The organism is Microbacterium gubbeenense DSM 15944, from assembly GCF_000422745.1.
In the GTDB taxonomy this organism is placed as follows: Bacteria; Actinomycetota; Actinomycetes; order Actinomycetales; family Microbacteriaceae; genus Microbacterium; species Microbacterium gubbeenense.
This window is the reverse complement of record NZ_AUGQ01000012.1, coordinates 16,230-40,637: the sequence shown is the minus strand read 5'-3', so window position 1 is coordinate 40,637 and position 24,408 is coordinate 16,230. Positions and strand designations below refer to the sequence as shown.

Genomic DNA, 24,408 nt, shown 5'->3' with positions numbered 1-24,408 from the left:
GCCTTACTCCGACAGCTGTCCGAGCGTCTTCGGGCGAACGACGAGCCACAGCGCCACGATGCCGACGATCGCGCACGCGATCATGATCGACGCCATCGACGCCGGGGTGATGCCGCCCGTCCACGCCGCCACGACGCCGACGAGCGGGGAGATGAGGCCGGCGACGCCGTTGTTCGCGGCGCCCAGCACGCTCGCGGCCGTGCCGGCGGCCTCCGGGTGCCGGTCGAGGGCGAGCACCTGGGCGCACGGGAACGTGAACCCGCACGAGGTCATGAACACGAACAGCGGCACGATGACGCCCCACGGCCCCGCGATCAGCGCGGCACACACGGGGATGGCGATGGCCGAGACGAGCAGCGCCCCCGTGGAGAACGCAAGCACCCACTGCGGGCCGAAGCGGGCGGCCAGCCGCGCCGCGATCTGGTTGCCGATGATGAGGCCGATCGAGTTCGCGGCGAACACGAGCCCGTACTGCATCGTCGACAGCCCATAGTTCTGCTGGAAGAGGAACGACGAGCTCGACAGATACGAGAACAGCCCGGAGAACGTCATCGCCCCGATGATCAGCACCCCGACGTACACGCGATCCGAGAACACGACGCGATACCGGTGGCGGATCGAGACCTTCTCGACCGTCGCACGATCGCCCTTGGGTCGCGTCTCCGGCAGCGCCGTCACCGCGCAGATGATGATGAGGGCGCCGTACGAGGCGAGCACCACGAAGATCCCTCGCCACGGCAGCACCTCGAGGATCGCGGATCCGATGAGCGGGGCGATCACCGGCGCCACGCCCGTGACGAGCGCGAGACGCGAGAGCATCACGACGAGACGGCGGCCCCCGAACAGGTCGCGCACCATCGCCATCGCGACGACCGCTCCTCCGGCCGCGCCCATGCCCATGAGCACGCGGGCCGCGCCGAGCACCGCGAGGTTCGGCGCGAAGATCGCGCACGTGCTCGCGATGAGGTGCAGCACGGTCGAGATGAGCAGCGGCGTGCGCCGCCCGAAGACGTCGCTCAGCGGCCCGACGACCAGCTGGCCGAGCGCGAAGCCGACCATGGTGCCCGTGAGCGTCAGCTGAACCGCGCCCTCGCTCGCATCGAACTCGGACTGCAGCATCGGGAACGCGGGCAGGTACAGGTCGACGGTGAAGGGGCCGAGCGCGGTGAGCGCGCCGAGCAGCAGCACGTAGCCGAAGCGGCGTGCGGCCGAGAGCTTATCGCCCGGGTGCGTGTGCGACGTCTCGTACGATGCCCCGCGCACGCTGTCGGGGACACGGATCACGCCCGTCGGGATCGGGATGAGGCCGGTCGCTGCGGAAAACATCCCCGTGTCGGGGTGCGAGCTCTCGTCGGGCTCGTCGGTCATCGTGTGCTCTCCATTCACGTGAGGGTTACGACGCTACCGGCATGCGGTCGCGATGTCGCGCGTTCCGCACTCACGATCACCGCCCGGGACCCGTGAAGCATTCGTCGTCTGACGGAAACATTCCGGCCACGCAGCCCGAAACATACGCGCCATAGCGTGAGCACGACCTCGAACACCGCACGGAGGATCGCATGACCGCTCAGCACACGCCGCACACGCACATCGTCGTCGTCGGAGCGGGGATGGTCGCGCACCGCTTCGTCGAGAGCGCGCTCTCGCGGGCAGACGATTCGTGGCGGATCACGGTCGTCGGCGACGAGGCCGCTCTCCCCTACGATCGCGTCGGGCTGACGCGCTGGTTCGCGGGCGCCAGCCGCGACGAGCTCACGCTCGATCGAGCGGCGTTCGAGGATCCGCGGGTCGCGATCCTGACGGGCGAGCGGGTCACCCGGATCGACCGCGCCCAGCGCGAGATCCGCACGGTCGCCGGCCGACGGATCGCGTACGACGCGCTCGTGCTGGCGACAGGATCCTACGCCGCGCGCCCCGCGATCGACGGCGCCGACCTGCCCGGGTGCTTCGTGTACCGCACGCTCGACGACCTCGAGTCGCTCGCGGCGTTCGTCGAGGCGCGCGGCGCGGCGCTCGGGCGCCCGCTCGTGGGCAAGGTCGTCGGCGGCGGGCTGCTCGGGCTCGAGGCCGCGGGCGCGCTGCAGGGCCTCGAGGTCGCCACCGAGGTCGTGCACTCGGGCTCGCACCTGATGTCGGCCCAGCTCGACCGGGGCGCCGGCGAGGTGCTCGGCCGCCTCATCGACGCGCGCGGCATCGGGGTGCGCACCTCCTCGCGAACGAGCCGCATCGACCCGGGCCCGACGGGCGAGGTCGTCGGCGCCGAGATGAGCGACGGCTCGTGGGATGCCGTCGACGTCGTCGTCTTCACGGTCGGCGTGCGCGCCGACGATATCCTCGCCCGCGATGCGCAGCTCGAGTGCGCGCCGACGGGCGGCGTGGCGATCGACGACGGGTGCCGCACGTCGGATCGGCACATCCTGGCGATCGGCGAGGTCGCGAGCTACGGCGGGCGCTCGGTCGGCCTCGTCGCCCCCGGCTATCAGATGGCCGAGGTGGCGGTCGATCGGCTGCTCGGCGGATCCGCCGCGTTCGACGGCTACGACGAGTCGACGAAGCTGAAGCTCTCGGGCGTCGACGTCGCGAGCTTCGGCGATGCGTGCGGAGACACCCCGGGCGCGCTCGACGTGACGTATTCGGATCCCGTCGGCGGCGTGTACAAGAAGCTCGTACTGAGCGACGATGCCACCACGCTGCTCGGCGGGATCCTCGTCGGCGACGCGGCCGAGTACGGATCCCTGCGGCCGCTCGTCGGCGGCCCGCTCGGGGCGGATCCGGCGGCGTTCCTCGCGCCGGCGGGCAGCGGCGAGCGCCCGAGCACCGATCTGCCCGACGACGCTATCGTGTGCTCGTGCTCGTCGGTGACGGCGGGCCGGATCCGCCGGGCGGTCACCGAGGAGGGCTGCACGGACGCGGCCGGGGTCAAGGCCTGCACGAAGGCGGGCGCGACGTGCGGCAGCTGCGTCGCGGCCGTGGGCAAGATCGTCGGCCGCCAGCTCACCCTGATGGGCAAGGCCGTCAGCACCGCGATGTGCGAGCACTTCGACCTCTCGCGCCGGCAGCTGTTCGACGCGATCGCCGTCTCGCAGCTCACGACCTTCAGCGGCGTCATCGAGCGCTTCGGTCGCGGGCGCGGCTGCGATATCTGCAAACCCACCGTCGCGAGCATCCTGCACGGCCTCGTGGGCGAGCACGTGCTCGACGGCGAGTCGGCCGCGCTGCAGGACACGAACGACCACGTGATGGCGAACATGCAGAAGGACGGCTCGTACTCGGTCGTGCCGCGCATGCCGGGCGGCGAGGTCACGCCCGCCGGCCTCATCGCGATCGGCGAGATCGCCGGCGACTTCGGGCTGTACACGAAGCTCACCGGCGCCCAGCGCATCGACATGTTCGGCGCCCGGCTCGAGCAGCTGCCCGAGATCTGGCAGCGCCTCGTCGACGCGGGCTTCGAATCGGGCCAGGCCTACGGCAAGTCGCTGCGCACGGTGAAGTCGTGCGTCGGATCCACCTGGTGCCGGTTCGGCGTGCTCGACGCGGTCGGCATGGCGGTGCGCCTCGAGCTGCGCTACCGCGGGCTGCGCTCGCCCCACAAGCTCAAGGTCGGCGTCTCCGGGTGCGCCCGCGAGTGCGCCGAGGCGCGCGGCAAGGACGTGGGCGTCATCGCGAGCGAGAACGGCTGGAACATGTACGTCGGCGGCAACGGCGGGTTCACGCCGCGCCACGCTGATCTGCTCGCCGAGGGCCTCGACGACGACCAGCTGATCCGCGCGATCGATCGCTTCTTCATGTACTACATCCGCACGGCCGACCGCCTGCAGCGCACGGCCCCGTGGGTCGCCGACCTCGAGGGCGGCCTCGACGGCCTGCGCGGCGTGGTCTTCGACGACGCGCTCGGCATCGCCGACGACCTCGACGCGTCGATGGCGCGCCACGTCGACGGCTACGCGGACGAGTGGGCGGCGACGCTCCGGGATCCCGACAAGCTGGCGCGCTTCCATTCGTTCGTGAACGCGCCCGACACCCCGGATCCGTCGCTCGCGTACGTCGCGGAGCGCGGGCAGGTGCGCCCCGCCTCCGCCGAGGAGCGGGAATCGGGATCGGTTCTGATCGCGGGCACGACCCTGGAGGTACGGCGATGACGACGGTGGCAGAAGCGACGACGACCTGGGTGCGCGTGTGCGCCGTGGCCGACCTGACGCCCGAGCGCGGGCGCGCGGCCCTGTTCGACGACGGCACGCAGGTCGCGCTGTTCTTGTTGGCCGACGGCGCCGTGCGCGCCGTGACGAACCGCGATCCGTACACCGGCGCGCACGTGATCTCGCGCGGGCTCGTCGGATCCGCGGCGTTCGAGGACGGCACGGAGGTGCCGACGGTCGTCTCTCCCCTGCACAAACAGGCGTGGGACCTCGTCACCGGCCACGTGCTGCGCACGGGCGGCGACGACGAGCGGCACCTGCACACGTATCCGGTAGCGATCGACGACGGGCACGTGCTCGTGAGACGGAGGGCATGAGATGACGATCATCCTGGGGCTCGGCCTGATCGGCCGCCGCGTCGTGTTCGCGGGCGGCGGCGCCGTTGCGGCCCGCCGGATCCGCCGGTTCATCGACGAGCGGGCCGACGTCCTCGTCGTCGCCCCGGAGCTCGGCGCCGAGACCGCGCAGCTCGTCGCCGAGCACGGCATTCGCTGGCTGCCCCGGCGGATCGCCGAGTCGGACCTCGACGAGGCCTGGCTCGCGCACGCCGCCACGGGCGATGCGGCGGTCGATGCCCGGGTGGCCGCGTGGTGCGAGCAGCGCCGCGTGTTCTGCGTGAACTCCTCCGACGGCGCGCACGGATCCGCGCGGATGGCCGCGTCGTCCCGCGCGGGCGACGTGGTCGTGGGGGTCACGAGCGACACGGGTGTGGATCCGCGCCGCGCGGCCGCCGTGCACGCCGTTCTCCGCGAGGTGATGGAGTCCGGCTCCGCCCCGCTGCGCCGGCGGCGCACCGCGGCCGCGGGATCCGTCGCGCTCGTGGGGAGCGGTCCCGGACCTGTCGACCTTCTGACGCTGCGCGCGCGGCGCCTGCTCGCCGAGGCCGACGTCGTCATCGCCGACCGCCTGGGCGCGACGGGCGTGCTCGACGAGCTCGACCCCGATGCCGTCATCGTGCACGTGGGCAAGGCCCCCGGCCGCCACGCGGTCGATCAGGACGGCATCAACGACCTGATCGTGCGGCACGCCCGCGCCGGAAAGCGGGTCGTGCGGCTGAAGGGCGGTGATCCCTTCGTCTTCGGCCGCGGGGGCGAGGAAGTCTCGGCCTGCCTCGCGGCCGGCGTTGCCGTCGAGGTCGTGCCGGGCGTGACGAGCGCTGTCTCGGTGCCGCTGTCGGCGGGCATCCCCGTCACGCACCGGGGAACCGCATCCGCGATGCACCTCATCAACGGTCAGTCGGGCGTGACTGCTGCGACGATGGCGGCCCTCGCCGATCCGGCCGTGACGACCGTCGTGCTGATGGGGGTCGGCGCGTTCGCAGGTCTCGCCCGCGACGCCCTCGGCCGCGGCGCCCCGGCCGATCTGCCGGTCGCCTTCGTCGAGCGCGGGTTCTCGGACGACCAGCGCACCGTGCGGGCCACGCTCGCGACGGCCGCGGTCGCGGCGCGCGAGGCGGCCGTGCGCAACCCCGCCGTGATCGTCCTCGGCCGCGTCGCCCGAGCCGGTCTGCTGATCCCCGCGGCGATCAGGGCATGACGCCCGGCCCCCACGGATTCTCGGCGCTCACGGGGTGCCGCATCGTGATCGCGGCCGATCGCCGCTCCAGCGAGCTGCAGGCCGCGCTCGAGCGGCACGGCGCCGTCGTGGAGCGCGCGCCGGCCCTGACGATCCTGTCGCACGTCGACGACCAGGCGCTGCTCGCCACCACCCGCGCGCTGATCGCCGCCCCTCCCGACATCGTGATCGCCACGACGGGTGTGGGTTTCCGCGGCTGGATCGAGGCCGCCCACGAGGCGGGCATCGCCGACGACCTGCTGACCGCGCTGGCGGGCGCGCGCATCGTCGCCCGCGGCCCCAAGGCGCGCGGCGCGGTGCTGCAGGCGGGGCTCGAGACCGACTGGGTCGCCGGCTCCGAGACGGCGCGCGAGGTCGGCGACCGCCTGCGCATGGAGGATCTGAGCGGCCTATTGATCGCCGTGCAGCACCACGGATCGGGTTCCGACGGCCTCGACGAGCTGCTCACCGCCGCGGGCGCCGACGTCGCGAGCCTCACGGTCTACCGGTGGGGCCCGCCGGAGGATCCGGATCTCGTGGCGCGGTCGGTGCGATCGGGCGCCGCCGGCGCGGTCGACGCCGTGCTGTTCACCTCGGCGCCCGGCGCATCCGCGTGGCTCGACGCGGCGGCGAGCGCCGGCGAGCTCGACCGAATCCGCGAGCTCGCTCTGCGCGGCCGGCTGCTGATGGCGGCGGTCGGGCCGATCACCGCCGGTCCGCTCGAGGCGGCCGGCCTCCCGTGCCTCATCGCGCAGCGCGGCCGCCTCGGATCTCTCGTGCGCGGCGTCGTGGCGCACTTCGGAGACACCGAGGGCGGCCTGCCGACGCCCCGCGGCCGCCTCGCACTGCGCAGCGCGGGCGCCGTTCTGGGCGGCGAGTTCGTTCCCCTCTCGCCCGCGACCTCGGCGATGCTCGACGCGCTTGCGGCCGCGGGCGGATCCGTCGTACCGCGCGCCGCACTGCTGGGCGCGCTGCCCGGATCCCGGCAGAGCACGCACGCGGTCGAGATGGCGATCGCGCGGCTCCGCGAAGCGCTCGGGCACCCCGACCTCGTGGCCACCGTCGTCAAGCGCGGCTACCGGCTGACCGTCTCGGAGGAATCATGACGACACCGACCCTCGTGTGCTGTTCGCACGGCACCGCTTCCCTGCCCGGCCGCGCCGTGATCTCGGGGATCGCGCGGCGCGCGGCCGAGATCCTCGATGTGCCGCACGCCGAGACCTATGTCGACGTGCAGCACCCGCGGGTCGATGAGGTCGTGGCGGCGCTGCCCGGCCCGTCGATCGTCGTGCCGCTGCTGCTCTCGCCCGGGTTCCACACGCAGGTCGACATCGGCCGCGCCGTCGCCGAGGGCACGGACGCGGTCGCGGCGCAGACTCTCGGGCCGCACCCCGCGCTCGCGGCGATCCTCGCCGAGCGGGTGCGGGCGCTCGGCCCCGCCGATGCCGTCGTGCTCGCCGCGGCGGGATCCTCGCGGCCCGAATCCGCCGCGTGCGTACGCGAGATGCGCGACGCGCTCGCCGAGCTCGTCGACCTTCCCGTGAGCGTCGGCTTCGCCTACGGCGCGACCCCGCGCGCGGCCGACGCCGTTTCCGCGGCGCGCGCGGCGGGCGCCCGACAGGTCGTGGCCGCGAGCTATGTGCTCGCACCCGGCCACTTCGCGGATCTCGTCGCCGCCGCCGGCGCCGACGCGGTCACTGCACCCGTCGGCACGGATCCGCGGGTCGCCGAGATCGTCGCCGAGCGCTACCGTGCGGCGCTCGCGTGAGCGTTTCGCCCGTGTTTCCGGATCCTCCCGGATCGGTGGCGCGACGTGTGAAGAAAGCGTCACACGCGCGTCACCGCCGTGCCCCTCGGCGCGAAACACGGCGTCCGTAGCGTCGGCCTCACACCGATCCTCAGGAGGAGCAATGATTCAGGCCGCGACGACCGACCGCACCGCTCAACTGCGCTTCCGCCCGGGGCGCTGGATCGACGGATGGGACGCCGAAGACGCCGGGCAGTGGGAGTCGGGAGGCCGTGCGATCGCGCAGCGGAACCTCGCGTGGAGCGTGTTCGCCGAGTTCCTCGGATTCGTGATCTGGCAGTTGTGGAGCATCACGGTCGTGATGCTGCCCGAGGCGGGATTCTCGCTGACCTCGGCCCAGCAGTTCTGGCTGATCTCGGTGGCGAGCCTCGTCGGCGCCACCCTGCGCTTCCCCTACACCTTCGCCGTCGCGCGGTTCGGCGGGCGCAACTGGACGATGATCTCCGCGGCGCTGCTGCTGATCCCCGCGATCGGGCTCGCGATCGTCGTGAACTTCCCGGATGCCCCGTATGCGGTGCTGCTCGTGATCGCGGCGCTCGGCGGCCTCGGCGGCGGCAACTTCGCCAGCTCGATGGCGAACATCACCTTCTTCTTCCCGCAGCGCGAGAAGGGGTACGCGCTCGGCCTCAACGCCGCGGGCGGCAACATCGGCGCGGCCGTGGCCCAGTTCCTCGTGCCGATCGTCGTGACGCTCGGCGCGGCCGCCACGCTGCGCATCGAGCTCGCGGGCTGGATCTGGGTGCCGCTGATCGTCGTCGCCGTCTGGGGCGCGTGGCGCTACATGGACAATCTCTCCGAGGCCAAGAGCGACACCGCCGGCACCGCGGCCGCGCTGCGCGAGCCGCACCTCTGGATCATGGCGCTGCTGTACGTCGGCACCTTCGGCTCGTTCATCGGCTTCGCGGGCGTATTCCCGAAACTGATCGCCGACGTGTTCCCGCAGTTCTCGACGTTCCACATCGGCTCCGCGGCAGTCTCCCTCGCGTTCCTGGGCGCCCTCGTCGGATCCCTCGCCCGCCCCTACGGCGGCCGCCTCGCCGACCGCTTCGGCGGCGCGATCGTCGCCGTGTGCGCGTTCGCCGCGATGGCCGCCGCGACCGTGGCACTGATCCTCGCCCTGCCGCGGGGCGGGTTCTGGGCGTTCCTCGCATGCTTCGTCGCGCTGTTCTGCGCCACGGGCATCGGCAACGGCGCCACGTACCGCATGATCCCGGCGATCTTCGCGGCGCGCGGGGCGGCGACGGCGGGCGAAGAGCACAGCGTCGGCGCCCGGCGACAGGGTGCGGCGGCCCTCGGGCTCATCTCGGCGATCGGCGCGTACGGCGGGTTCCTCGTGCCGCAGGTGCTGAACCTGTCGCAGCAGTCGACGGGCTCGTACGCGCTCGCGTTCTGGTGCTTCGTCGGCTGCTACCTGGCGCTCGGCCTGATCACCGCGGCGGTCTACCTCGTGCCGCGCGACGCGCTCGACCGGCGGATCGTGTGAGGGTCGTCCTCGTCGGGTTCGGCCCCGTCGGCGTGCGGTTCGCCGAGGAGCTGCTGCCCGCGATCGACGAGGGCAGCCTCTCGCTGACCGTGATCGGCGCCGAACCCGGCGCCCCGTACAACCGCATCATGATCGCCGAGTACGCGACGGGCGAGGTCTCGCGCGAGTCGCTCGAGATCGCCGACCTCGACCACCTCGCCGCGCGCGGGGTGCGGGTGCTCTCGGGCAGAAGCGCCGCGCGGATCGACCGGGGCGCCCGCGAGGTCGTGCTCGGTGACGGCGGGCGGGTGCCGTACGACCAGCTCGTGCTCGCCACGGGCGCCGAGGCGACGGTGCCGGCGATCAACGGGCTCGAGCGCCGGGATCCGACTCGCGATGGCCTCGACCCCGAGCTGACCGGCGGGGTCATCGCCATGCGCTCGATCGGCGACGCCGAGCGCGCCCGAACAGTCGTCGCATCCGGCGGGCGGATCGCCGTGCTGGGCGCCGGGGTGCTCGGCCTCGAGACGGCGCTGCTGTTCGCCGACGTGGGGGCGCGCCCGCGCTTGGCGCATGTCGGGCCCGCGCCGATGCCGCGCCAGCTCGATCGCGGATCCGCCCACGTCGTCACCGCCCTCATCGACCGCGCGGGAGTCGACATCGTCGCGAACGTGCGCGCCGAGGCGATCATCACCCGCGAGTCGGGCGGCGGGCGCGCGTTCCACGCGCTCGTCTCGAGCGACGGGCGCCGTATCGAAGCCGACCTGCTGGTGCTCTCGTGCGGAGTCCGCCCGCGCACCCGCCTCGCGAGCGACGCGGGCCTGCGCACCTCGCGCGGGATCCTCGTCGACGATCGCCTGCGCTCGTGGTCGGACCCGCGGATCCGCGCGATCGGCGACGTCGCGCACGTCGCGGATCCGCGCCGCTACGCGCACGAGCGCGAGGTGCCGGGCGGGCCCGCGGGGCTCGTCGGCGCCGGGTGGCGGCAGGCGGAATGGCTCGCCGGCGCGCTGATCGCGGGCGAGGATCCGAGTCCCTTCGCGGAGGATTCGCCCGGCATCGTGCTGCTGAAGTCGCGGCACGTCGACCTCGTGCAGGGCGGGGAGATCGTGCCGGATCCGTTCGCGCCCGGATCCGGCGAGGTCGCCTCCTGGGCCGACCCGCGCCACGGCACCTACGTCGCGATGTCGACGACCAACGGCGTGCTCGACGGGTTCGTGGCGGTCGGCATGCCCCGCGCCGCGGCCGAGCTGAGCCTGCTGTTCCAACGACGCGGCGAGCTGCCGAGCGACCGGTCGCTGCTGCTGCGGCTCGACGCGGCCGAACAGCCGGTGCGCGCGACGGGGCGCGACGAGACGGTGTGCATCTGCAACGCCGTCACGGCCGGCGGCATCGAGGACGCGGTCTCGGACGGGTGCGACACCGTCGACGCCGTCGGATGCGCGACGCGCGCCGGCACCGGATGCGGCGGCTGCCGCGCGCGGATCGCCGAGATGATCGACGAGTGGCAGGGACAGCACGTATGACCGACACCCACTGCCCGTACTGCGCGCTGCAGTGCGCGATGACGCTGACGCCCGGCCCCGAGAAGCTCGAGGTGGCGGGGCGCGACTTCCCGACCAATCGCGGCGGGCTCTGCAAGAAGGGGTGGACGTCGGCCGAGCTGCTCGGGCGCGACGACCGGCTGACGAGCCCGCTCATGCGCGGATCCGATGGCGCTCTCGAACCGGCCACCTGGGAGGCCGCGCTCGACGCGATCGCGGGCGAGGCACGGCGCCTCAAGGCGGCCCACGGCGCCGACGCCGTCGGGATCTTCGGCGGCGGCGGGCTCACGAACGAGAAGGCCTACCAGCTCGGCAAGTTCGCGCGCATCGGGCTCGGCACGAGCCGCATCGACTACAACGGCCGGTTCTGCATGTCGTCGGCCGCCGCCGCCGCGAACCGCGCGTTCGGCCTCGACCGCGGGCTGCCGTTTCCGCTGGCCGACCTCGATACGGCCGACGCGGTGCTGCTCATCGGCTCGAACGTCGGCGACACGATGCCGCCCTTCGTGCAGCACCTGCAGGGCGCGCGGGCGCGCGGCGGTCTGATCGTTGTGGATCCGCGGCGCTCGTCGACCGCCCGCCTGACCGCCGACGGCGCGGGGCTGCACGTGCAGCCCTCGCCCGCGACCGACATGGCGCTGCTGCTCGGCGTCAGCCACGTCGTGATCGCCGAGGGCCTCGCCGACGAGGGGTATCTCGCCGAGCGGACGACGGGGTACGAGGCGGTGCGCCGCGCCACGGCCTCGTGGTGGCCGGAGCGCACGGCGGAGGTGACGGGGGTGCCCGCCGCGGTCGTGCGCGATATCGCGCGCCGGCTCGCGGCGGCGAAGAGCGCGTACATCCTGACCGGCCGCGGGGTCGAGCAGCACCTCGACGGCACCGACACGGCCACCGCCGCGATCGACCTCGCGCTGCTGCTGGGGCTGCCGGGCAGGCGTGGATCCGGATACGGCACGCTCACGGGCCAGGGCAATGGCCAGGGCGGGCGCGAGCACGGGCAGAAGTGCGACCAGCTGCCCGGCTACCGCAAGATCACCGATCCGGCCGCTCGCGCGCACGTGGCCGGAGTGTGGGGCGTGGACCCGGCGTCGATTCCGGGCGCCGGGATCCCCGCGACCCAGATGCTGGAGACCTGCGGGCTGCCCGGCGGCCTGCGCATGCTGCTCGTGGGCGGCGCCAACGTCGTGGTGTCGGCCCCGAACGTCCAGTCGGTGCGCGAGTCGCTGAAAAGGCTCGACCTGCTCGTGGTGAGCGACCTCTTCCTGTCGGAGACGGCGGCGCTCGCCGACATCGTGCTGCCGGTGCTGCAGTGGGCCGAGGAGGAGGGCACGATGACGAACCTCGAGGGGCGGGTGATCCGGCGTCGGCGCGCGGTGATGCCGCCGGACGGTGCGCGCAGCGAGCTCTGGATCCTGCGCGAGCTCGCGGCGCGACTCCAGGCGCCCGGCGAATGGTCGCTCGACCCGGCCGAGGTCTTCGACGAACTCGCGCGCGCGTCGGCCGGCGGCGTCAGCGACTACTCGGGGCTCTCGCACGACCTCCTCGACACGGGCATCGAGGCACACTGGCCGTATCCGGCCGGCTCCGGCGGCACGCCCCGGCTCTTCCTCAACCGCTTCGCCCACGACGACGGGCGCGCGCGGCTCGTAGCCGTGCGGCCAGCGCAGCATGAGCGGCCGAGCGGGCGCGACCTGCACCTCGTGACCGGGCGGATCCTCGAGCACTACCAGTCGGGCGCGCAGACCCGGCGCGTGCCGGAGCTCAACGACGCCAACGCGATCGTCACGGCGCAGATCCATCCGGCGACGGCGGCCGATCGCGGCATCGCGGACGGCGCCGGCGTTCGCGTGGCGAACGCGAGGGGAAGCCTCGTGGCCCGGGCGATCCTCACGGCCGACATCCGCCCCGACACCGTGTTCGTGCCCTTCCACTTCGCGGGCGACGAGAGCGCGAATCTACTCACGAACTCGGCGGTCGACCCGGTGAGCGGCATGCCGGAGTTCAAGCACACGGTCGTGCAGATCGCCCCGGCGTAGGGCTGCGTGTGGGGGCGCCGGTCAGTGCGCGAGCGGCAGGAAGTCAAGGTACTCCCCGGCCCGGTCAGCGGGGGTGACGGCACGAAGGACGAGCTCGTCGATGGTGCCGCGGTATCGGTCGCGGTCCTCGGGCGAGGAGATCACCGTGTCGAGCGGGTCGATTCCGAGGCGGGCGAAGTGGCGTGCGTAGGCCGGCAGCTCGGCGTAGGCCGCAGCCTCCTTCTCGAGCCGCGCACGGGCCTCGGGCACCGCGCTCGTGCGGGCATAGAGGACGGCGGATCCGCGCGGCTGGCGGGCGTGGAGCTCGTCCGACTGCGCGCTGGCCTCCTCCGGAGATAGCCAGCTGAGCACGGCGGCGTCGGCGTGCTCGGCCGCGAGGCGGCGCATCTTCGGCCCGAGCGCCCCGACCGCGAGGCGGGCGGTCGTCGCCGCGCGCAGGTCGGCCAGCGTCTGCTCCATCCGGGCGAGGGCGCCCTCCCGCTTCTGGCCGGATCCGATGCCGACGACGAGGCGTTCGGCGGGGATCTCGAGGCGCGCGAGGTCGTCCAGGATCTCGCTGGCGGGGCGGTGATCAACGGCGATGACGCCGGTTGCGACGACGAGGCGATCGGTCTCCTTCGCGACCGCGGCCGCGACCTCCAGGGCGTTGATGCCCTGGGTCTCGTTGATCCACAGGGCATGGAAGCCCGCCGCCTCGACGTACGGCGCGATCTCCGCCGCCTTCTCCGGGCCGAGCGATCCCGCGATTCCGAGAGAGATGCGTGTCATACCTCCACCCTGGCACGCGTTTCGGCCTCGCGCATCGGCGCAGCAGGGCGCAGTCAGTCCGTCCGGCCGAGACCGGGAAGGCCTGTTTTCTGCCGCCGGGGCCCGAGGATCGACTGCGTTGTGCGGGGGACGTCAGCGGTTTGCGAAGGCGGTGATCTGGGTGCGGGCGTGCGCGGTGCGGGAGGTGTCGACGATCGAGAGGCGCTCCGCCGCAAGCCGCTCCGCATAAGTGCCGTCGAAGCCGAGCAGGCGTTTCGTCGCGCGTGGGGCGTCGGCGCCCTGCGCCAGGATCTGCCGAACCGCGCCGTCGACGGCCTCGTCCAGCGACTCGGCCGGAACGGTGCGGGTGACGAGCCCCCACTCGGCCGCGGTGTCCGCGCTCAGCCGATCGCCGAGGAGGAAGAACGCCCGCGCGCGGCGGTCACCGACCGCGTCCGCGATCAGAGCGGTGCCGCCGCAGTCAGGCGACAGCCCGATCGCACCGTAGGCCGGGGTGAAGTGCGCTTTCTCCGACGCGATCGCGATATCAGCCGTGAGCATGAGGCCGATGCCGCCGCCGGCGACCGCCCCCTGCACCCGCGCAACGACCGGCTGCGGCAGCGCACGCAGCGCGGTCAGGGCCCGGTGAGCCGCCTCGACCAGTTGGTCGAGGTACGCGGACGGATCCGCGGCCGCGGCCATCGCGCGCACGTCGCCGCCCGCGCAGAACCCGCGCCCCGAGGCCCGAAGGACGACGATTTCGGCGTCGGAGGCCGCGATCTCGTTCACGCGCCGTTCGAGCGAGCGCGCAAGCCCGATATCGATGGCATTGAACTCATCGGGCCGGTCGAGGCTCAGCGTCGCGACGCCGCCGGAGACGCCCAGGTCGACGCTCACGGCTGGCCGCCGTCCACGGGGATCAGGGCGCCCGTCGTGTACGACGACGCGTCGCTCGCGAGGTACAGCGCGGCGCCGACGATCTCGTCCGGCTGGCCGCCGCGGCCCATCGCGAAGGTCTCGGCGCGCGCTGCGAACGCCTCCATATCCCACGACTTCGACACGTCGGTGAAGAACGTGCCCGCGAGGATCGTATTCACCCGCACCGCCGGGCTGTAGGTGTGCGCGAGCCCGACCGTCATCGCGTTGACGCCGGCCTTCGCGATCGCGTACGGCAGCACGTGTTCGCGTGCCCGGAGCGACGCCGCGCTCGAGATATTGATGATGGATCCGCTGCCGGCCGCGCTCATGCGCTCGGCCGCGAGCACCGACAGTCGGAACGGGCCCTTGAGGTTCACGTCGACGACCTTGTCGAACAGGGCCTCCGAGATCTCGGGCACCGAATCGTACAGCGGCGACATCCCCGCGTTGTTCACGAGGATGTCGAGCTTGCCGTACTCGTCGTACACGCGGTCGACGAGGGCGGGCAGGTCGTCCCACTTGCCGACGTGCGCCCCGATTCCGAGCGTGGTCGCGCCCGTCTTCTCGCGGATCTCGGCGGCCGCCTCGACGCACGAGTCGTGATTGCGGCTCGCGATGACCACCGTCGCGCCCGCTTCCGCGAACGCCTCGGCCATCGCCCGACCGAGCCCGCGGGATCCGCCCGTGACGAGCGCCACACGTCCCTGAAGATCGAACCTGTCGCCGCTCATTCTGACGCCTCCTCGCATCCGACGTAATTCCTGACTATCATTAGTATCAGTCATGCAGGCCGCGAATGCGACCCGCCGCTTCCCTCCGCGCTACCGCGATCGACACGCACAAGGAAGTGCCATCTTGACGAATACACGTACTGCTCCGCTCGCCGGGGTCAAGGTTCTCGAACTCGGATCCATGTATGCCGCCCCGACCGCGGGCCGCATGCTGCGCGACTTCGGCGCCGACGTCATCAAGGTCGAAGACCCGAACGCGGGCGACATGGCTCGGCAATGGCAGCCGCAGAAGGACGGGCAGTCGATCGGATACGTCCGACTGAACTCCGGCAAGCGCTCGGTCGGCGTGAACCTGCGCTCCGCCGAGGGCCAGAAGGTCGTCCGCGACCTCATCGCCCAGTCGGACATCGTCATCGAATCCTTCCGCCCCGGTCGTCTCGAGAAGTGGGGCATGGACTACGACACGCTCGCCGCGGACAACCCCGGTCTGATCCTCACACGGGTCTCCGGCTTCGGCCAGACGGGGCCGTACAAGGCGCGCCCCGGTTTCGGCACCGTCGCGGAGACGACGAGCGGATTCGCCTTCCTCAACGGCTGGCCCGAGACGCCGCCCACGGCCCCGCCGTTCGGATTCGCCGACTCGATCGCCGGCATCTCCGCCGCGTTCGGATCCGCGATGGCGCTGTACCGCCGCTCCGCGACGGGTGAGGGATCCGTCGTCGACGTCGCGCTGCACGAACCGCTGATGTTCATCCTGGGCGACGCGATCCTCAACTACACCACCACGGGCGAGATCATGCAGCGCCACGGCAACGCCTCCGGCGCCGCGAGCCCCCGTGGCATCTACCAGGCCTCCGACGGCGGCTGGCTGTCGATCGCCGCATCGGCGCAGTCGATCGCGATGCGCCTGTTCGATGCGATGGGCCGGAGCGACCTCAAGGACGACCCCCGCTACGCCACGAACGAGGCGCGCATGGCGAACAATGAGATCGTGCAGCAGACCGTGCGCGAGTGGGTCGCGTCCATGCCGCGCCCCGAGGTGCTCGCGATCCTCGACGCGCACGAGGTCGTCGCGGCGGGAGTCAACGATTCGAGCGACATCGTCGGCGATCCGCACTTCCTCGAGCGCACCCTGTCGGCCGTCACGTCGACGCCGCTCGGCGCGGGCGCCCTCGTTCCGGGCCCCGTTCTGCACATGGACGGATACGACGGCCCGGTCTACGACGGACTCGCCTCCGTGGGCGAGCACACGGCCGAAGTGCTGGCCGAACGGCTCGGGATCGACGGCGACGCGATCGCCTCGCTCGTCGCCGCGGGAGCCGTCTCCGAATCCGGCGCGACGGAACGCTGATTAATCTATGCGCACGATATGGTTCAGCATGCGTATAGTTGACAAAAATCGACGGTCGCAACAAATAGTTTCGTGACCCGAACGCCCGCCCGGCAGGGCGGATATATGAAGCACAGGGGGCTTCCGATGAGCCAGGTGACATTGCGTCCCCAGAAGACGGCACTTCTCGTCGCTCAGCAGATCGTCGCGGACATCCAACAGCGCGGCAACGTTGCCGGCGACCGGTTGCCGCCCGAGAAGGTCATGCTCGAGCAGTATCAGATCGGCCGCGGCACGCTTCGCGAGTCGCTGCGATTCCTCGAGCTGCAGGGCATGATCACGCTGAAGCCCGGTCCGGGCGGCGGCCCGGTGGTCGAGCAGGCCAACGGAACCGGTCTCGCGACGTCGCTGACGCTGTTGCTGCAGTTCGAGAACGCGCCGTATCGCGACATCGTCGAAGCGCGCAACAGCGTAGAGCCGGCGATGGCACGGCTCGCAGCGAAGCGGATCAGCGACGAGGATCTCGTCCGATTGAAGAAGAACATCGACACGATGGGCGCGCACCTCGACGACGAGGACGTGTTCACCGAGACGAACCAGGAGTTCCACGACATCGTCGCGCACTCCTCCGGCAACCACTTCTTCGCGCACCTCATCGACGCGCTCACGGGCATCCTCGACGGCACGTCGATGGGCGTGGAGTATCCGCGTCACCGCCGCGGTCCCGTGCACGCCGCGCACGTGCGCGTGTACGACGCGCTCGCCGCGCATGACTCGTTCGAGGCGGCCGAAGCGATGCGCGACCACATCAGCGACTACACGAAGTACGTGCAGAAGAAGTATCCCGACACGGTCAACTCCCCGATCAGCTGGCACTGACGGGCGTTGCCGGCTCGGCGGGCTACGCGCCGAGCCGGTACACGCGCGCGAGCGTCGCGCCGAGGACGTTCTCGACCTCATCCGAGGTGAGGCCCAGGCTGTCGAGCGCCTCGAGCTCGGCCTTGGGGGCGGTCATCGGCCAGTCCGATCCGAACGCGATCCGCTCGGATCCGTGGTGACGAATGAGCTTCTTCACGCGCTCGGGCCGCAGCAGCGCGAGCGACGGCGGCCAGGACGTTTCGAGCACGACATCGGTTCCCGCCAGCAGCTCCTCGGCGTCATCGAACAGCTTGTAACCGCCGAAGTGGCATGCGACGAGTCGCAGATCGGGGAATTGACGCGTGATGCGGCGCACCATATCGGGGCTCGAGAGCGAGTTGGTGAACTCGTCTCCCCCCGCTCCGACGTGCGCGATGACCGAGAACTCATCGCCGAACGCCTCGAAGATGTCCCACAATCGCGGGTCGTCGAGCGCGAACCGCTGAAAGAGCGGGTGGATCTTGACGGCCGTGATGCCATTGCGGCGCAGGCTCTCGATGTTCTCCTCAACCGGCAGGTCGACGTGCACGGTGCCGACCGGGAAGCGGGTCGTGCTCGCGATCCCGGCCACGAACTCGTTCACGCGGTGCACATGCCGCGCCTCGTTGGCGATCGCGAGGCAGCAGCTGAGGTCCACGCCCGTATGGAGCATCGACTCATCGAGACCCGACACCTTGCCGTCGCCGCGCGGCTCCAGCCCCGGCACAGGATTGGCCGTGAGCGCGATATCGGCGATCTTGTCAGGCCAGATGTGGGTGTGAGCGTCGATGATCATAGGAACGATCCTCCGCTTTCTTCGGCGGCCTTCGCGCGCTTGCCGAGCTGACGTGCGAGCGAGTCGAGCAGCACTTCCGTCGACCCCTCGTAGATGCGCCCGGGGCGGGAGTTGCGGTAGTGGCGTTCGATGTCGCTGCCGCGCACGAGCCCGAACCGGCCCATCGTCTGCACCGCGCGGTCGGCGATACGGCCGGCGGTCTCGGTCGACACGATCTTCGCCATAGACGTATCGGCGATATGCGCAAGCGGGTTCGACGCCGCCTGCGCCGCGGCCTGGTACGTCAGGGAGCGTGCGGCCTCGAGCTCGGCCCAGCTGAGCGCCAGCTTCTGCGACACGGATCCGAGCGCGAGCAGCGGCTTGCCGAACTGCTCCCGTGTGGTGGCGTGCTTCACCGCCTCCTCGAGCGCCGCGCGGCCGATCCCCAGCGAGGCGGCCGCGACCGTGACGCGGAACACGGCGAGCGTCTGCAACATGAGCGTGAACGCCGTGCCCGATTCGCCGATTCGGTTCCCCCGCGGCACGCGCACCTCATCAAAGGTGACCTCGCCGATGATGTGCGGCGCGATGAGATCGGGGCCGCTCGTGACCGAGAGCCCGGGCGCACCTGCCGGCACGAACGCCATCGAGTACCCGTCGCCCTCTCGCGCCAACACGTTGAAGAACGATGCCACCGGCGCGTTCGTGATGAACGACTTCACGCCCGAGATGACGAGCTCGTCACCGTCTTCGCGAATCGTCGTGGTCACGCTGCGCAGATCCGAACCGATCTCGGGCTCCGTCAGCGCGATCGCCGCGATCGCATCGAGCGTGCGCACCTTCGGCAGCCATTCGGCCTTCAGCTCGTCGGAACCGCCGATCGTCAGCGAGTAGCTCCCGACGCCCTGCATTCCGTAAAGCGAATCGAGGTGCGCCGACACGGCGGCGAACTCTTCGCGCACGATCGCGATCGCCAAGGGATCGAGCACGTCCGACTCGCCGCCATACGCCGCCGGCACGACGAGGCGCCCCAGGCCGGATGCCCGCACCGCCTCACGCATCGGCTCATGCACGACGTCGAGCTCATCGGCCTCGGCCGCATACGGCGCAAGACTCTGCGCGATTCCGCGCGCTTCGGCGCGGATCGCGTCGTAACGGGGATCCAGGTTGTCTGCCACGGCGTGCCTCTCTTATGGGCGCTGATTGAAACGACGGCCGGTGAGCTCCGACACGATGCGGGTGCGCTGCATCGCCGGCGTTCCGCCCGCGATCGCCCAGCCGTGCGAGTCGCGGTGCAGGCGCTCGAGGCCATACTCCTCTGTATAGCCGTTCCCGCCGTGCACCTGGATCGCCAGATCCGTGACCCGCTTCGCCATCTCGTTGGCCGTGCACTTCGCAAGCGAGACGTGCAGCCCGTTGATGTCACCGGCATCGATCGACGCGGCAGCGCGGTCGCGCAGCAGCCGGGCGGCTTCCACCTGCAGCGCCATGTCGGCGAGCGCGGTCTGGATCGTCTGGAACTCGATGATGTCGCGGCCGAACGCCTGGCGCTGCTGCGCATAGGCGAGCGACTTATCGAGCGCCGCCTGTCCGATCGCGAGGCTCATGGTCGTGTTGCCCATGCGCTCGAGGGAGAAGATCTGGAACAGCTTGCCGAACCCGCCCGCCGGGACGACGATGTTCTCCGCCGGCACGATGACCCCATCGAAGTACAGGTCGGCCGACGGAATGCCGCGGAAGCCCATCAGTCGCTCCTGAGCGCCGAACGTGAACCCGGCATCGCCCTTCTCGATCACGACGGCGCCAATGCCCTTGCTGCCCGGCGCATCACTCAGACGGCAGTACACGAGGTAGAGATCCGCTTCGCCGCCGTTCGAGATCCACCGCTTGGATCCGTTGAGCACGACGCCGCCGTTCTCACCGGGGGTCGCACGGGACTTCATGTCCGTCGCGGCGGATCCGGCGTCGGGCTCGGAGATGCCCACCGCCATCGTCTTCTCGCCGCTGATGATGTCGGGCAGCCAGCGCTGACGCTGCTCCTCCGACGCCACCTTCGCGATGACCTGCGCGGGGCCGGTGTTCGCCTCGAAGATCTGGAACGCGGCAGGTCGGCAGATCTTCGCGAACTCCTCGATCACCGCGAGGGCGTGCGAGAACGGCGCCCCTGCGCCGCCGTACTTCTCCTCGTGAGCCATCCCCAGAAAGCCGAGCTCGCCGAGCTACTTGCGCTGCTCGACACTGATCGGCTGTCTGTTGACATCCAGCTCCTCGGCAATGGGTTCGAATACGTCGCGCGCGACCGACGCGGCGAGCTCGCGGATCTCCTGCACTTCGTCAACCGTGACGGTCGTCATTTTCCACGCTCCTTTGCATGCGATTGATGAACATAGATTATGGGACCACCGTACCCCGTGACAAGGGTGGGATGTAAATCAGTGCAAATCATGATAAACAATTACTATGCCAGTGATGTCATCCCGCGACGCCGTGATCGTCGATGCGATCCGTACACCGATCGCACGAGGTAAACAGGGCGCGCCGTTATCGTCCATTCACCCCGTCGACCTGCTCGCACAGACCCTGCAGCATCTCGTCTCGCGCAGCGCTCTCGATCCGGGCACCGTCGACGACGTGATGATCGGCTGCGTCTCGCAGGTCTCCGAGCAGTCGGGAACGCCGGGCCGCATGGCCTGGCTCGGCGCGGGGTTTCCCGAGCACGTGCCGGCGACCACGATCGATCGCAAGTGCGGATCCAGCCAGCAGGCCGTGCACTTCGCGGCGCAGGCCATCATGTCGGATCAGGCCGACATCGTCATCGCGGGCGGCGTCGAGTCGATGAGCCGCGTGCCGATGGGATCCGCCCGCCAGGGCGCCGACCCGTACGGGCGGATGGTCGCCGAGCGCTACGCGCCAGGCCTCACGTCGCAGGGCGTGTCGGCCGAGCTCGTCGCCGCCCGATACAGCATCTCGCGCGCGCAGCTCGATGCGTACTCCGCCGAGTCGCACCGCCGCGCGGCCGCATCCGACTTCGCGCGCGAGATCGTGCCCGTCTCGGACGGTACGACGACGATCACGGTCGACAGCACGGTGCGCCCGGACACGACGCCCGAGCGCCTCGCTGAGCTGAACCCGGTGTTCCGCACCGACGAGCTCGCCGAGCGCTTCCCCGAGATCGACTGGAGCATCACGGCGGGCAACTCGTCGCAGATCACCGACGGCGCGTCGGCGAGCCTCATCATGTCGGCAGGAACGGCCGAGAAGCTCGGGCTCACGCCGCGCGCGCGGATCCACGCCATGAGCGTCGTCGGTGCGGATCCGCTGCTCATGCTGACGGGCCCCATCCCCGCAGCTCGTCGCGCGCTCGAGCGCGCAGGACTGACGCCATCGGACATCTCGCACGTCGAGGTCAACGAGGCCTTCGCACCCGTGCCGATCGCGTTCATGCAGGAGCTCGGGTTCGACCACAGCGTCGTCAATCCGCGCGGCGGCGCGATCGCTCTCGGGCACCCGCTCGGCGCGACCGGAACGCGCCTTCTGACCACCATGCTGCACGCGCTCGAGGACACCGGCGGCCGCTTCGGCCTCCAGGCGGTCTGCGAGGCTGGCGGCATGGCGAACGCCACGATCATCGAACGGCTCTGAGCCGCCACTCTCAAGAGAACGGACCTCAATATGGACGTCAAGGGATCATCCGCCGTCGTCACGGGCGGGGCCTCGGGCCTCGGCTGGGCCACGGCGCAGAAGCTCGCTGAGCAGGGCGCGCACGTCGTCATCCTCGATCTGCCGACCTCGGCGGGCGAAGAGCGCGCCAAGGAGATCGGCGGCACCTTCGTGCCTGCCGATGTCACCGAGACGGATCAGGTCGAGGCCGTGCTCGACGCAGCCGAGAAGGTCGCGCCGCTGCGCGCGCTCGTGCACTGTGCGGGCATCGGCGGCCCGATCCGTCTCGTCGATCGCGACGGCAATCCCGGATCCCTCGAGACGTACGAGAAGATCGTGCGGATCAACCTCATCGGCACGTTCAATGTGCTGCGCCTGACCGCGGCGCGCATGGCGAAGAACGAGCCGGTCGACGGCGAGCGCGGCGTGTGCATCCTCACGGCATCGGTCGCCGCGTGGGAGGGCCAGATCGGCCAGATCCCCTACGCGTCGGCGAAGGCGGGCATCGTCGGCATGACCCTCGTGGCCGCGCGCGATCTCGCGTCGAAGCTGATCCGCGTCGCCACGATCGCCCCCGGCACGTTCGACACCCCGATCCTGGCGCGCCTCTCGGAAGAGGTGCGCGCCTCGCTCGCCAAGGCGGTGCCGAACCCTTCGCGCCTCGGCCAGCCGCACGAGTACGCGAAGCTCGCGGCGCACATGATCGAGAACCAGATGATGAACGGCGAGACGATCCGACTCGACGGCGCGATCCGGATGCCCCCGCGATGACCGACGAGACTGAACCCGTTCTCCTGGTCGAAGAGCGCGGCCGCGTCCTCGTTCTGACGCTGAACCGCCCCCGGGCGCGCAACGCGATCTCGCTCGAGCTCGCGACCGCGCTCGGCGAGGCGCTCGAGGCGCTCGACCGTCGCGACGACCTCTCGGTCGCCGTGCTGACCGGCGCCGGCGGATTCTTCTGCGCGGGCATGGACCTCAAGGGGTTCGCCCGCGGGGAGATCCCCATCATCGAGGGCAAGGGATTCGCCGGCCTCGTCGAGCGTCCCCCGTGCAAGCCGCTGATCGCGGCCGTCGAGGGATACGCGCTCGGCGGCGGCTTCGAGATCGCGCTCGCGTGCGACCTGATCGTCGCCGATGACACGGCGAACTTCGGGCTACCCGAGACCAAGCGCGGCCTGACGGCCGGCGCGGGCGGTCTGCTGCGGCTCGCGCAGAGGATCCCGTACCACCGCGCCATGGAGCTCGTGCTGACCGGTCGCATGCTGCCCGCCGAGGAGGCGCACGGCTACGGCCTGCTCACGACGGTCGCTGCCGCGGGCGGCGCGCTCGACGCTGCGCTCGATCTGGCGGACCGGATCGCTCAGAACGCCCCGCTCGCGCTGCAGGCATCGAAGCGGGTCATCCAGGAGAGCCCGGACTGGCCGCTCGAGGAGAAGTTCGCGCGCCAGTGGCCGATCGTGAATCCGATCCGCAAATCGAACGACGCCAAGGAAGGCGCCACCGCCTTCGCGGAGAAGCGCGCGCCCGTCTGGACGAACTCGTAGGACCGAACGCGAACGAGGGGCGGACCGATTGATTCGGTTCGCCCCTCGTTCGCGTCAGATCACGACGCCATCGCGTTCGGCAACCACATCGCGATCGCGGGGAACGCCCAGAGCAGCCCGACGAACGCCAGCATGATGATGAGGTACGGCACCGCGCCGCGCGCGATCGTGCTGATCTTCTCGCCCGTGACGCCCTGCAATACGAAGAGATTCATGCCGACGGGCGGGGTGATGAGGCCGACCTCGATGAGCACCACCAGCACGACTCCGAACCACACCATGTTCACGTCGTAGGCCTGAAGCAGCGGGAACAGGATCGGCATCGTGAGCATCATCATGGACAGCCCCTCCATGAACATGCCGAGCACGAACAGCAGGACGAACACGAGCAGGAGGAAGACGCCCACCGACGGCGCCGACGCGGTGACCCACGCGGTCAGGGCCCGGGCCGCTCCGGTGGTCGCGAGGCCGAACGACAGAATGTTCGCGCCGATGACGATCGCCATGATCATCGCCGTCACCCACACCGTGCGCTTGAGCGCCTCGAAGAGCGAGCGCCACGTCAGGCCGCGGTAGATCAGCGCGAGGACGAGTGCCCCGAGCGCACCGAGCGCGGACGCCTCCGTGACCGTCGTGACGCCCGAATAGATACCACCGAGAACGGCGGCGATCAGTACGACGACTGGGAGGATGTGCCGGACCTGAGCCAGTCGATCCGCCGCGGTCGCGTGGACCCGCTCGCCGATGCGTGAGCACATACTCGGAGAATCCGCCGATGCCGAACGCCTGCGTGACCGGCTCCCCGTCGCGGGTGTACCGCGCGGGTGCTCCTTCGTCGCGCCCGAACGACCCGGCGTTCTCACACGCCGTCGGGTTGCCGAGAGAGCACGGCACGCAGCGCCCGCACGACGGGACAACGCATGCGACGACGTGGTCGCCGACCTTAACCATCGTGGCATCGGGGCCGACTTCCGTTACGACACCCGCGATCTCGTGGCCCAGCATCAGCGGCAGCGGCATGCCGTAGTCGTTATCGGCGAGATGCAGGTCGCTGTGGCACAGGCCGGAGCCCTTCACCTCGACGAGCACCTCACGACCGGTCGGGCTTCCGACCTCGACGTCGGCCAACTCGTACGGCGTCGCGATCGTATTGATGAGCGCAGCTTTCACAGATTCGTCTCCCTTGACTGAATCGCACCGGTCGGTC

Annotated in this window: 23 protein-coding genes and 2 pseudogenes; 14 read left to right on the top strand and 11 right to left on the bottom strand. The window is 70.9% G+C overall.

Going from position 1 to position 24,408, the window contains the following annotated elements; all coding sequences use genetic code 11:
• Positions 1-3: 3 nt before the first annotated feature.
• Positions 4-1,368 (bottom strand): multidrug effflux MFS transporter, encoded by a 1,365-nt coding sequence (locus G510_RS0108650; RefSeq protein ID WP_084644282.1) that lies wholly within the window; start codon positions 1,366-1,368, stop codon positions 4-6.
• Between the two features lie 191 nt (positions 1,369-1,559).
• On the opposite strand from G510_RS0108650, the gene nirB reads away from it, so the two are divergent.
• From nirB to G510_RS16105, 8 genes are all read left to right on the top strand, one after another.
• Positions 1,560-4,139 carry a nitrite reductase large subunit NirB gene (gene nirB / locus G510_RS0108645; RefSeq protein ID WP_029153313.1) on the top strand — a complete coding sequence of 860 codons (2,580 nt, stop codon included), beginning with the start codon at positions 1,560-1,562 and terminating at the stop codon, positions 4,137-4,139.
• Positions 4,136-4,513, top strand: coding sequence for a nitrite reductase small subunit NirD (gene nirD, locus G510_RS0108640; RefSeq protein ID WP_029153312.1), 378 nt, complete (start codon positions 4,136-4,138; stop codon positions 4,511-4,513). Before nirB ends, nirD begins: the two co-directional genes overlap by 4 nt.
• A 1-nt stretch (position 4,514) precedes the next feature.
• Positions 4,515-5,732 carry a uroporphyrinogen-III C-methyltransferase gene (gene cobA, locus G510_RS0108635; protein WP_029153311.1) on the top strand — a complete coding sequence of 406 codons (1,218 nt, stop codon included), beginning with the start codon at positions 4,515-4,517 and terminating at the stop codon, positions 5,730-5,732.
• Positions 5,729-6,856: a uroporphyrinogen-III synthase gene (locus tag G510_RS0108630; RefSeq protein ID WP_029153310.1), complete on the top strand. Its 1,128-nt coding sequence runs from the start codon at positions 5,729-5,731 to the stop codon at positions 6,854-6,856. The genes cobA and G510_RS0108630 overlap by 4 nt, the downstream gene beginning before the upstream one ends.
• Positions 6,853-7,518, top strand: coding sequence for a sirohydrochlorin chelatase (locus G510_RS0108625; protein ID WP_029153309.1), 666 nt, complete (start codon positions 6,853-6,855; stop codon positions 7,516-7,518). Before G510_RS0108630 ends, G510_RS0108625 begins: the two co-directional genes overlap by 4 nt.
• A 142-nt stretch (positions 7,519-7,660) precedes the next feature.
• Positions 7,661-9,040, top strand: a complete 1,380-nt coding sequence (locus G510_RS18535) for an MFS transporter (RefSeq protein ID WP_029153308.1) — start codon at positions 7,661-7,663, stop codon at positions 9,038-9,040.
• Positions 9,037-10,545 (top strand): FAD-dependent oxidoreductase, encoded by a 1,509-nt coding sequence (locus tag G510_RS18530; protein WP_029153307.1) that lies wholly within the window; start codon positions 9,037-9,039, stop codon positions 10,543-10,545. Before G510_RS18535 ends, G510_RS18530 begins: the two co-directional genes overlap by 4 nt.
• On the top strand, positions 10,542-12,599 hold the full coding sequence (locus G510_RS16105; RefSeq protein ID WP_036322543.1) for a molybdopterin oxidoreductase family protein: 2,058 nt from the start codon (positions 10,542-10,544) through the stop codon (positions 12,597-12,599). The genes G510_RS18530 and G510_RS16105 overlap by 4 nt, the downstream gene beginning before the upstream one ends.
• A gap of 21 nt (positions 12,600-12,620) precedes the next feature.
• On the opposite strand, the gene G510_RS0108605 is transcribed toward G510_RS16105, so the two are convergent.
• From G510_RS0108605 to G510_RS0108595, 3 genes are all read right to left on the bottom strand, one after another.
• A complete protein-coding gene (locus G510_RS0108605) occupies positions 12,621-13,367 on the bottom strand; it encodes an LLM class flavin-dependent oxidoreductase (protein ID WP_029153306.1) in 747 nt (248 codons plus the stop codon).
• A gap of 132 nt (positions 13,368-13,499) precedes the next feature.
• Positions 13,500-14,243 (bottom strand): enoyl-CoA hydratase/isomerase family protein, encoded by a 744-nt coding sequence (locus G510_RS16100; RefSeq protein ID WP_036322541.1) that lies wholly within the window; start codon positions 14,241-14,243, stop codon positions 13,500-13,502.
• A complete protein-coding gene (locus G510_RS0108595) occupies positions 14,240-14,995 on the bottom strand; it encodes an SDR family NAD(P)-dependent oxidoreductase (RefSeq protein ID WP_029153305.1) in 756 nt (251 codons plus the stop codon). The genes G510_RS16100 and G510_RS0108595 overlap by 4 nt, the downstream gene beginning before the upstream one ends.
• A gap of 124 nt (positions 14,996-15,119) precedes the next feature.
• On the opposite strand from G510_RS0108595, the gene G510_RS0108590 reads away from it, so the two are divergent.
• Positions 15,120-16,346, top strand: a complete 1,227-nt coding sequence (locus G510_RS0108590) for a CaiB/BaiF CoA transferase family protein (RefSeq protein WP_029153304.1) — start codon at positions 15,120-15,122, stop codon at positions 16,344-16,346.
• A gap of 126 nt (positions 16,347-16,472) precedes the next feature.
• A complete protein-coding gene (locus G510_RS0108585; RefSeq protein WP_036322539.1) occupies positions 16,473-17,204 on the top strand; it encodes a FadR/GntR family transcriptional regulator in 732 nt (243 codons plus the stop codon).
• A 22-nt stretch (positions 17,205-17,226) separates the two neighbouring features.
• Here the strand turns inward: G510_RS0108585 and G510_RS0108580 are convergent, their stop codons facing one another.
• The 5 genes and pseudogenes from G510_RS0108580 to G510_RS19010 all read right to left on the bottom strand — a co-directional run bounded on the left by G510_RS0108580 (position 17,227) and on the right by G510_RS19010 (position 20,351).
• Positions 17,227-18,018 carry an amidohydrolase family protein gene (locus tag G510_RS0108580; protein WP_029153302.1) on the bottom strand — a complete coding sequence of 264 codons (792 nt, stop codon included), beginning with the start codon at positions 18,016-18,018 and terminating at the stop codon, positions 17,227-17,229.
• Complete coding sequence (locus G510_RS16095) at positions 18,015-19,175, bottom strand: acyl-CoA dehydrogenase family protein (RefSeq protein WP_051216607.1); 1,161 nt, start codon at positions 19,173-19,175, stop codon at positions 18,015-18,017. Before G510_RS16095 ends, G510_RS0108580 begins: the two co-directional genes overlap by 4 nt.
• Positions 19,176-19,187: 12 nt before the next feature.
• On the bottom strand, positions 19,188-19,988 hold the full coding sequence (locus tag G510_RS16090; protein ID WP_281167437.1) for an acyl-CoA dehydrogenase family protein: 801 nt from the start codon (positions 19,986-19,988) through the stop codon (positions 19,188-19,190).
• Positions 19,989-20,006: 18 nt separating this feature from the next.
• A pseudogene (locus G510_RS19015) lies at positions 20,007-20,204 on the bottom strand (acyl-CoA dehydrogenase family protein); the annotation flags it as partial.
• Between the two features lie 12 nt (positions 20,205-20,216).
• Complete coding sequence (locus tag G510_RS19010; protein WP_281167436.1) at positions 20,217-20,351, bottom strand: hypothetical protein; 135 nt, start codon at positions 20,349-20,351, stop codon at positions 20,217-20,219.
• A 115-nt stretch (positions 20,352-20,466) separates the two neighbouring features.
• Between G510_RS19010 and G510_RS0108565 the strand changes: the two genes are divergently transcribed.
• Genes G510_RS0108565 through G510_RS0108555 form a run of 3 tightly spaced genes read left to right on the top strand, consistent with a single transcriptional unit; the run spans position 20,467 to position 23,201 of the window.
• The gene (locus G510_RS0108565) at positions 20,467-21,639 is read left to right on the top strand and encodes a thiolase family protein (protein WP_157560485.1); all 1,173 of its coding nucleotides are present in this window, start codon (positions 20,467-20,469) and stop codon (positions 21,637-21,639) included.
• 30 nt (positions 21,640-21,669) lie between these two features.
• Complete coding sequence (locus tag G510_RS0108560; protein ID WP_029153300.1) at positions 21,670-22,428, top strand: SDR family NAD(P)-dependent oxidoreductase; 759 nt, start codon at positions 21,670-21,672, stop codon at positions 22,426-22,428.
• Entirely contained in the window at positions 22,425-23,201 is a 777-nt protein-coding gene (locus G510_RS0108555; protein ID WP_029153299.1) for a crotonase/enoyl-CoA hydratase family protein, read from the top strand. Before G510_RS0108560 ends, G510_RS0108555 begins: the two co-directional genes overlap by 4 nt.
• 59 nt (positions 23,202-23,260) lie before the next feature.
• Here G510_RS0108555 and G510_RS18675 read toward each other — a convergent pair whose 3' ends face one another.
• On the bottom strand, positions 23,261-23,959 hold the full coding sequence (locus tag G510_RS18675; RefSeq protein ID WP_051216606.1) for a TRAP transporter large permease subunit: 699 nt from the start codon (positions 23,957-23,959) through the stop codon (positions 23,261-23,263).
• A gap of 43 nt (positions 23,960-24,002) precedes the next feature.
• Positions 24,003-24,248, bottom strand: a pseudogene (locus G510_RS19100) (alcohol dehydrogenase catalytic domain-containing protein); the annotation flags it as partial.
• On the opposite strand from G510_RS19100, the gene G510_RS18830 reads away from it, so the two are divergent.
• Positions 24,132-24,392, top strand: a complete 261-nt coding sequence (locus tag G510_RS18830; protein WP_029153298.1) for a hypothetical protein — start codon at positions 24,132-24,134, stop codon at positions 24,390-24,392. The pseudogene G510_RS19100 and the gene G510_RS18830 sit on opposite strands and share 117 nt — an antisense overlap.
• Positions 24,393-24,408: the final 16 nt, after the last annotated feature.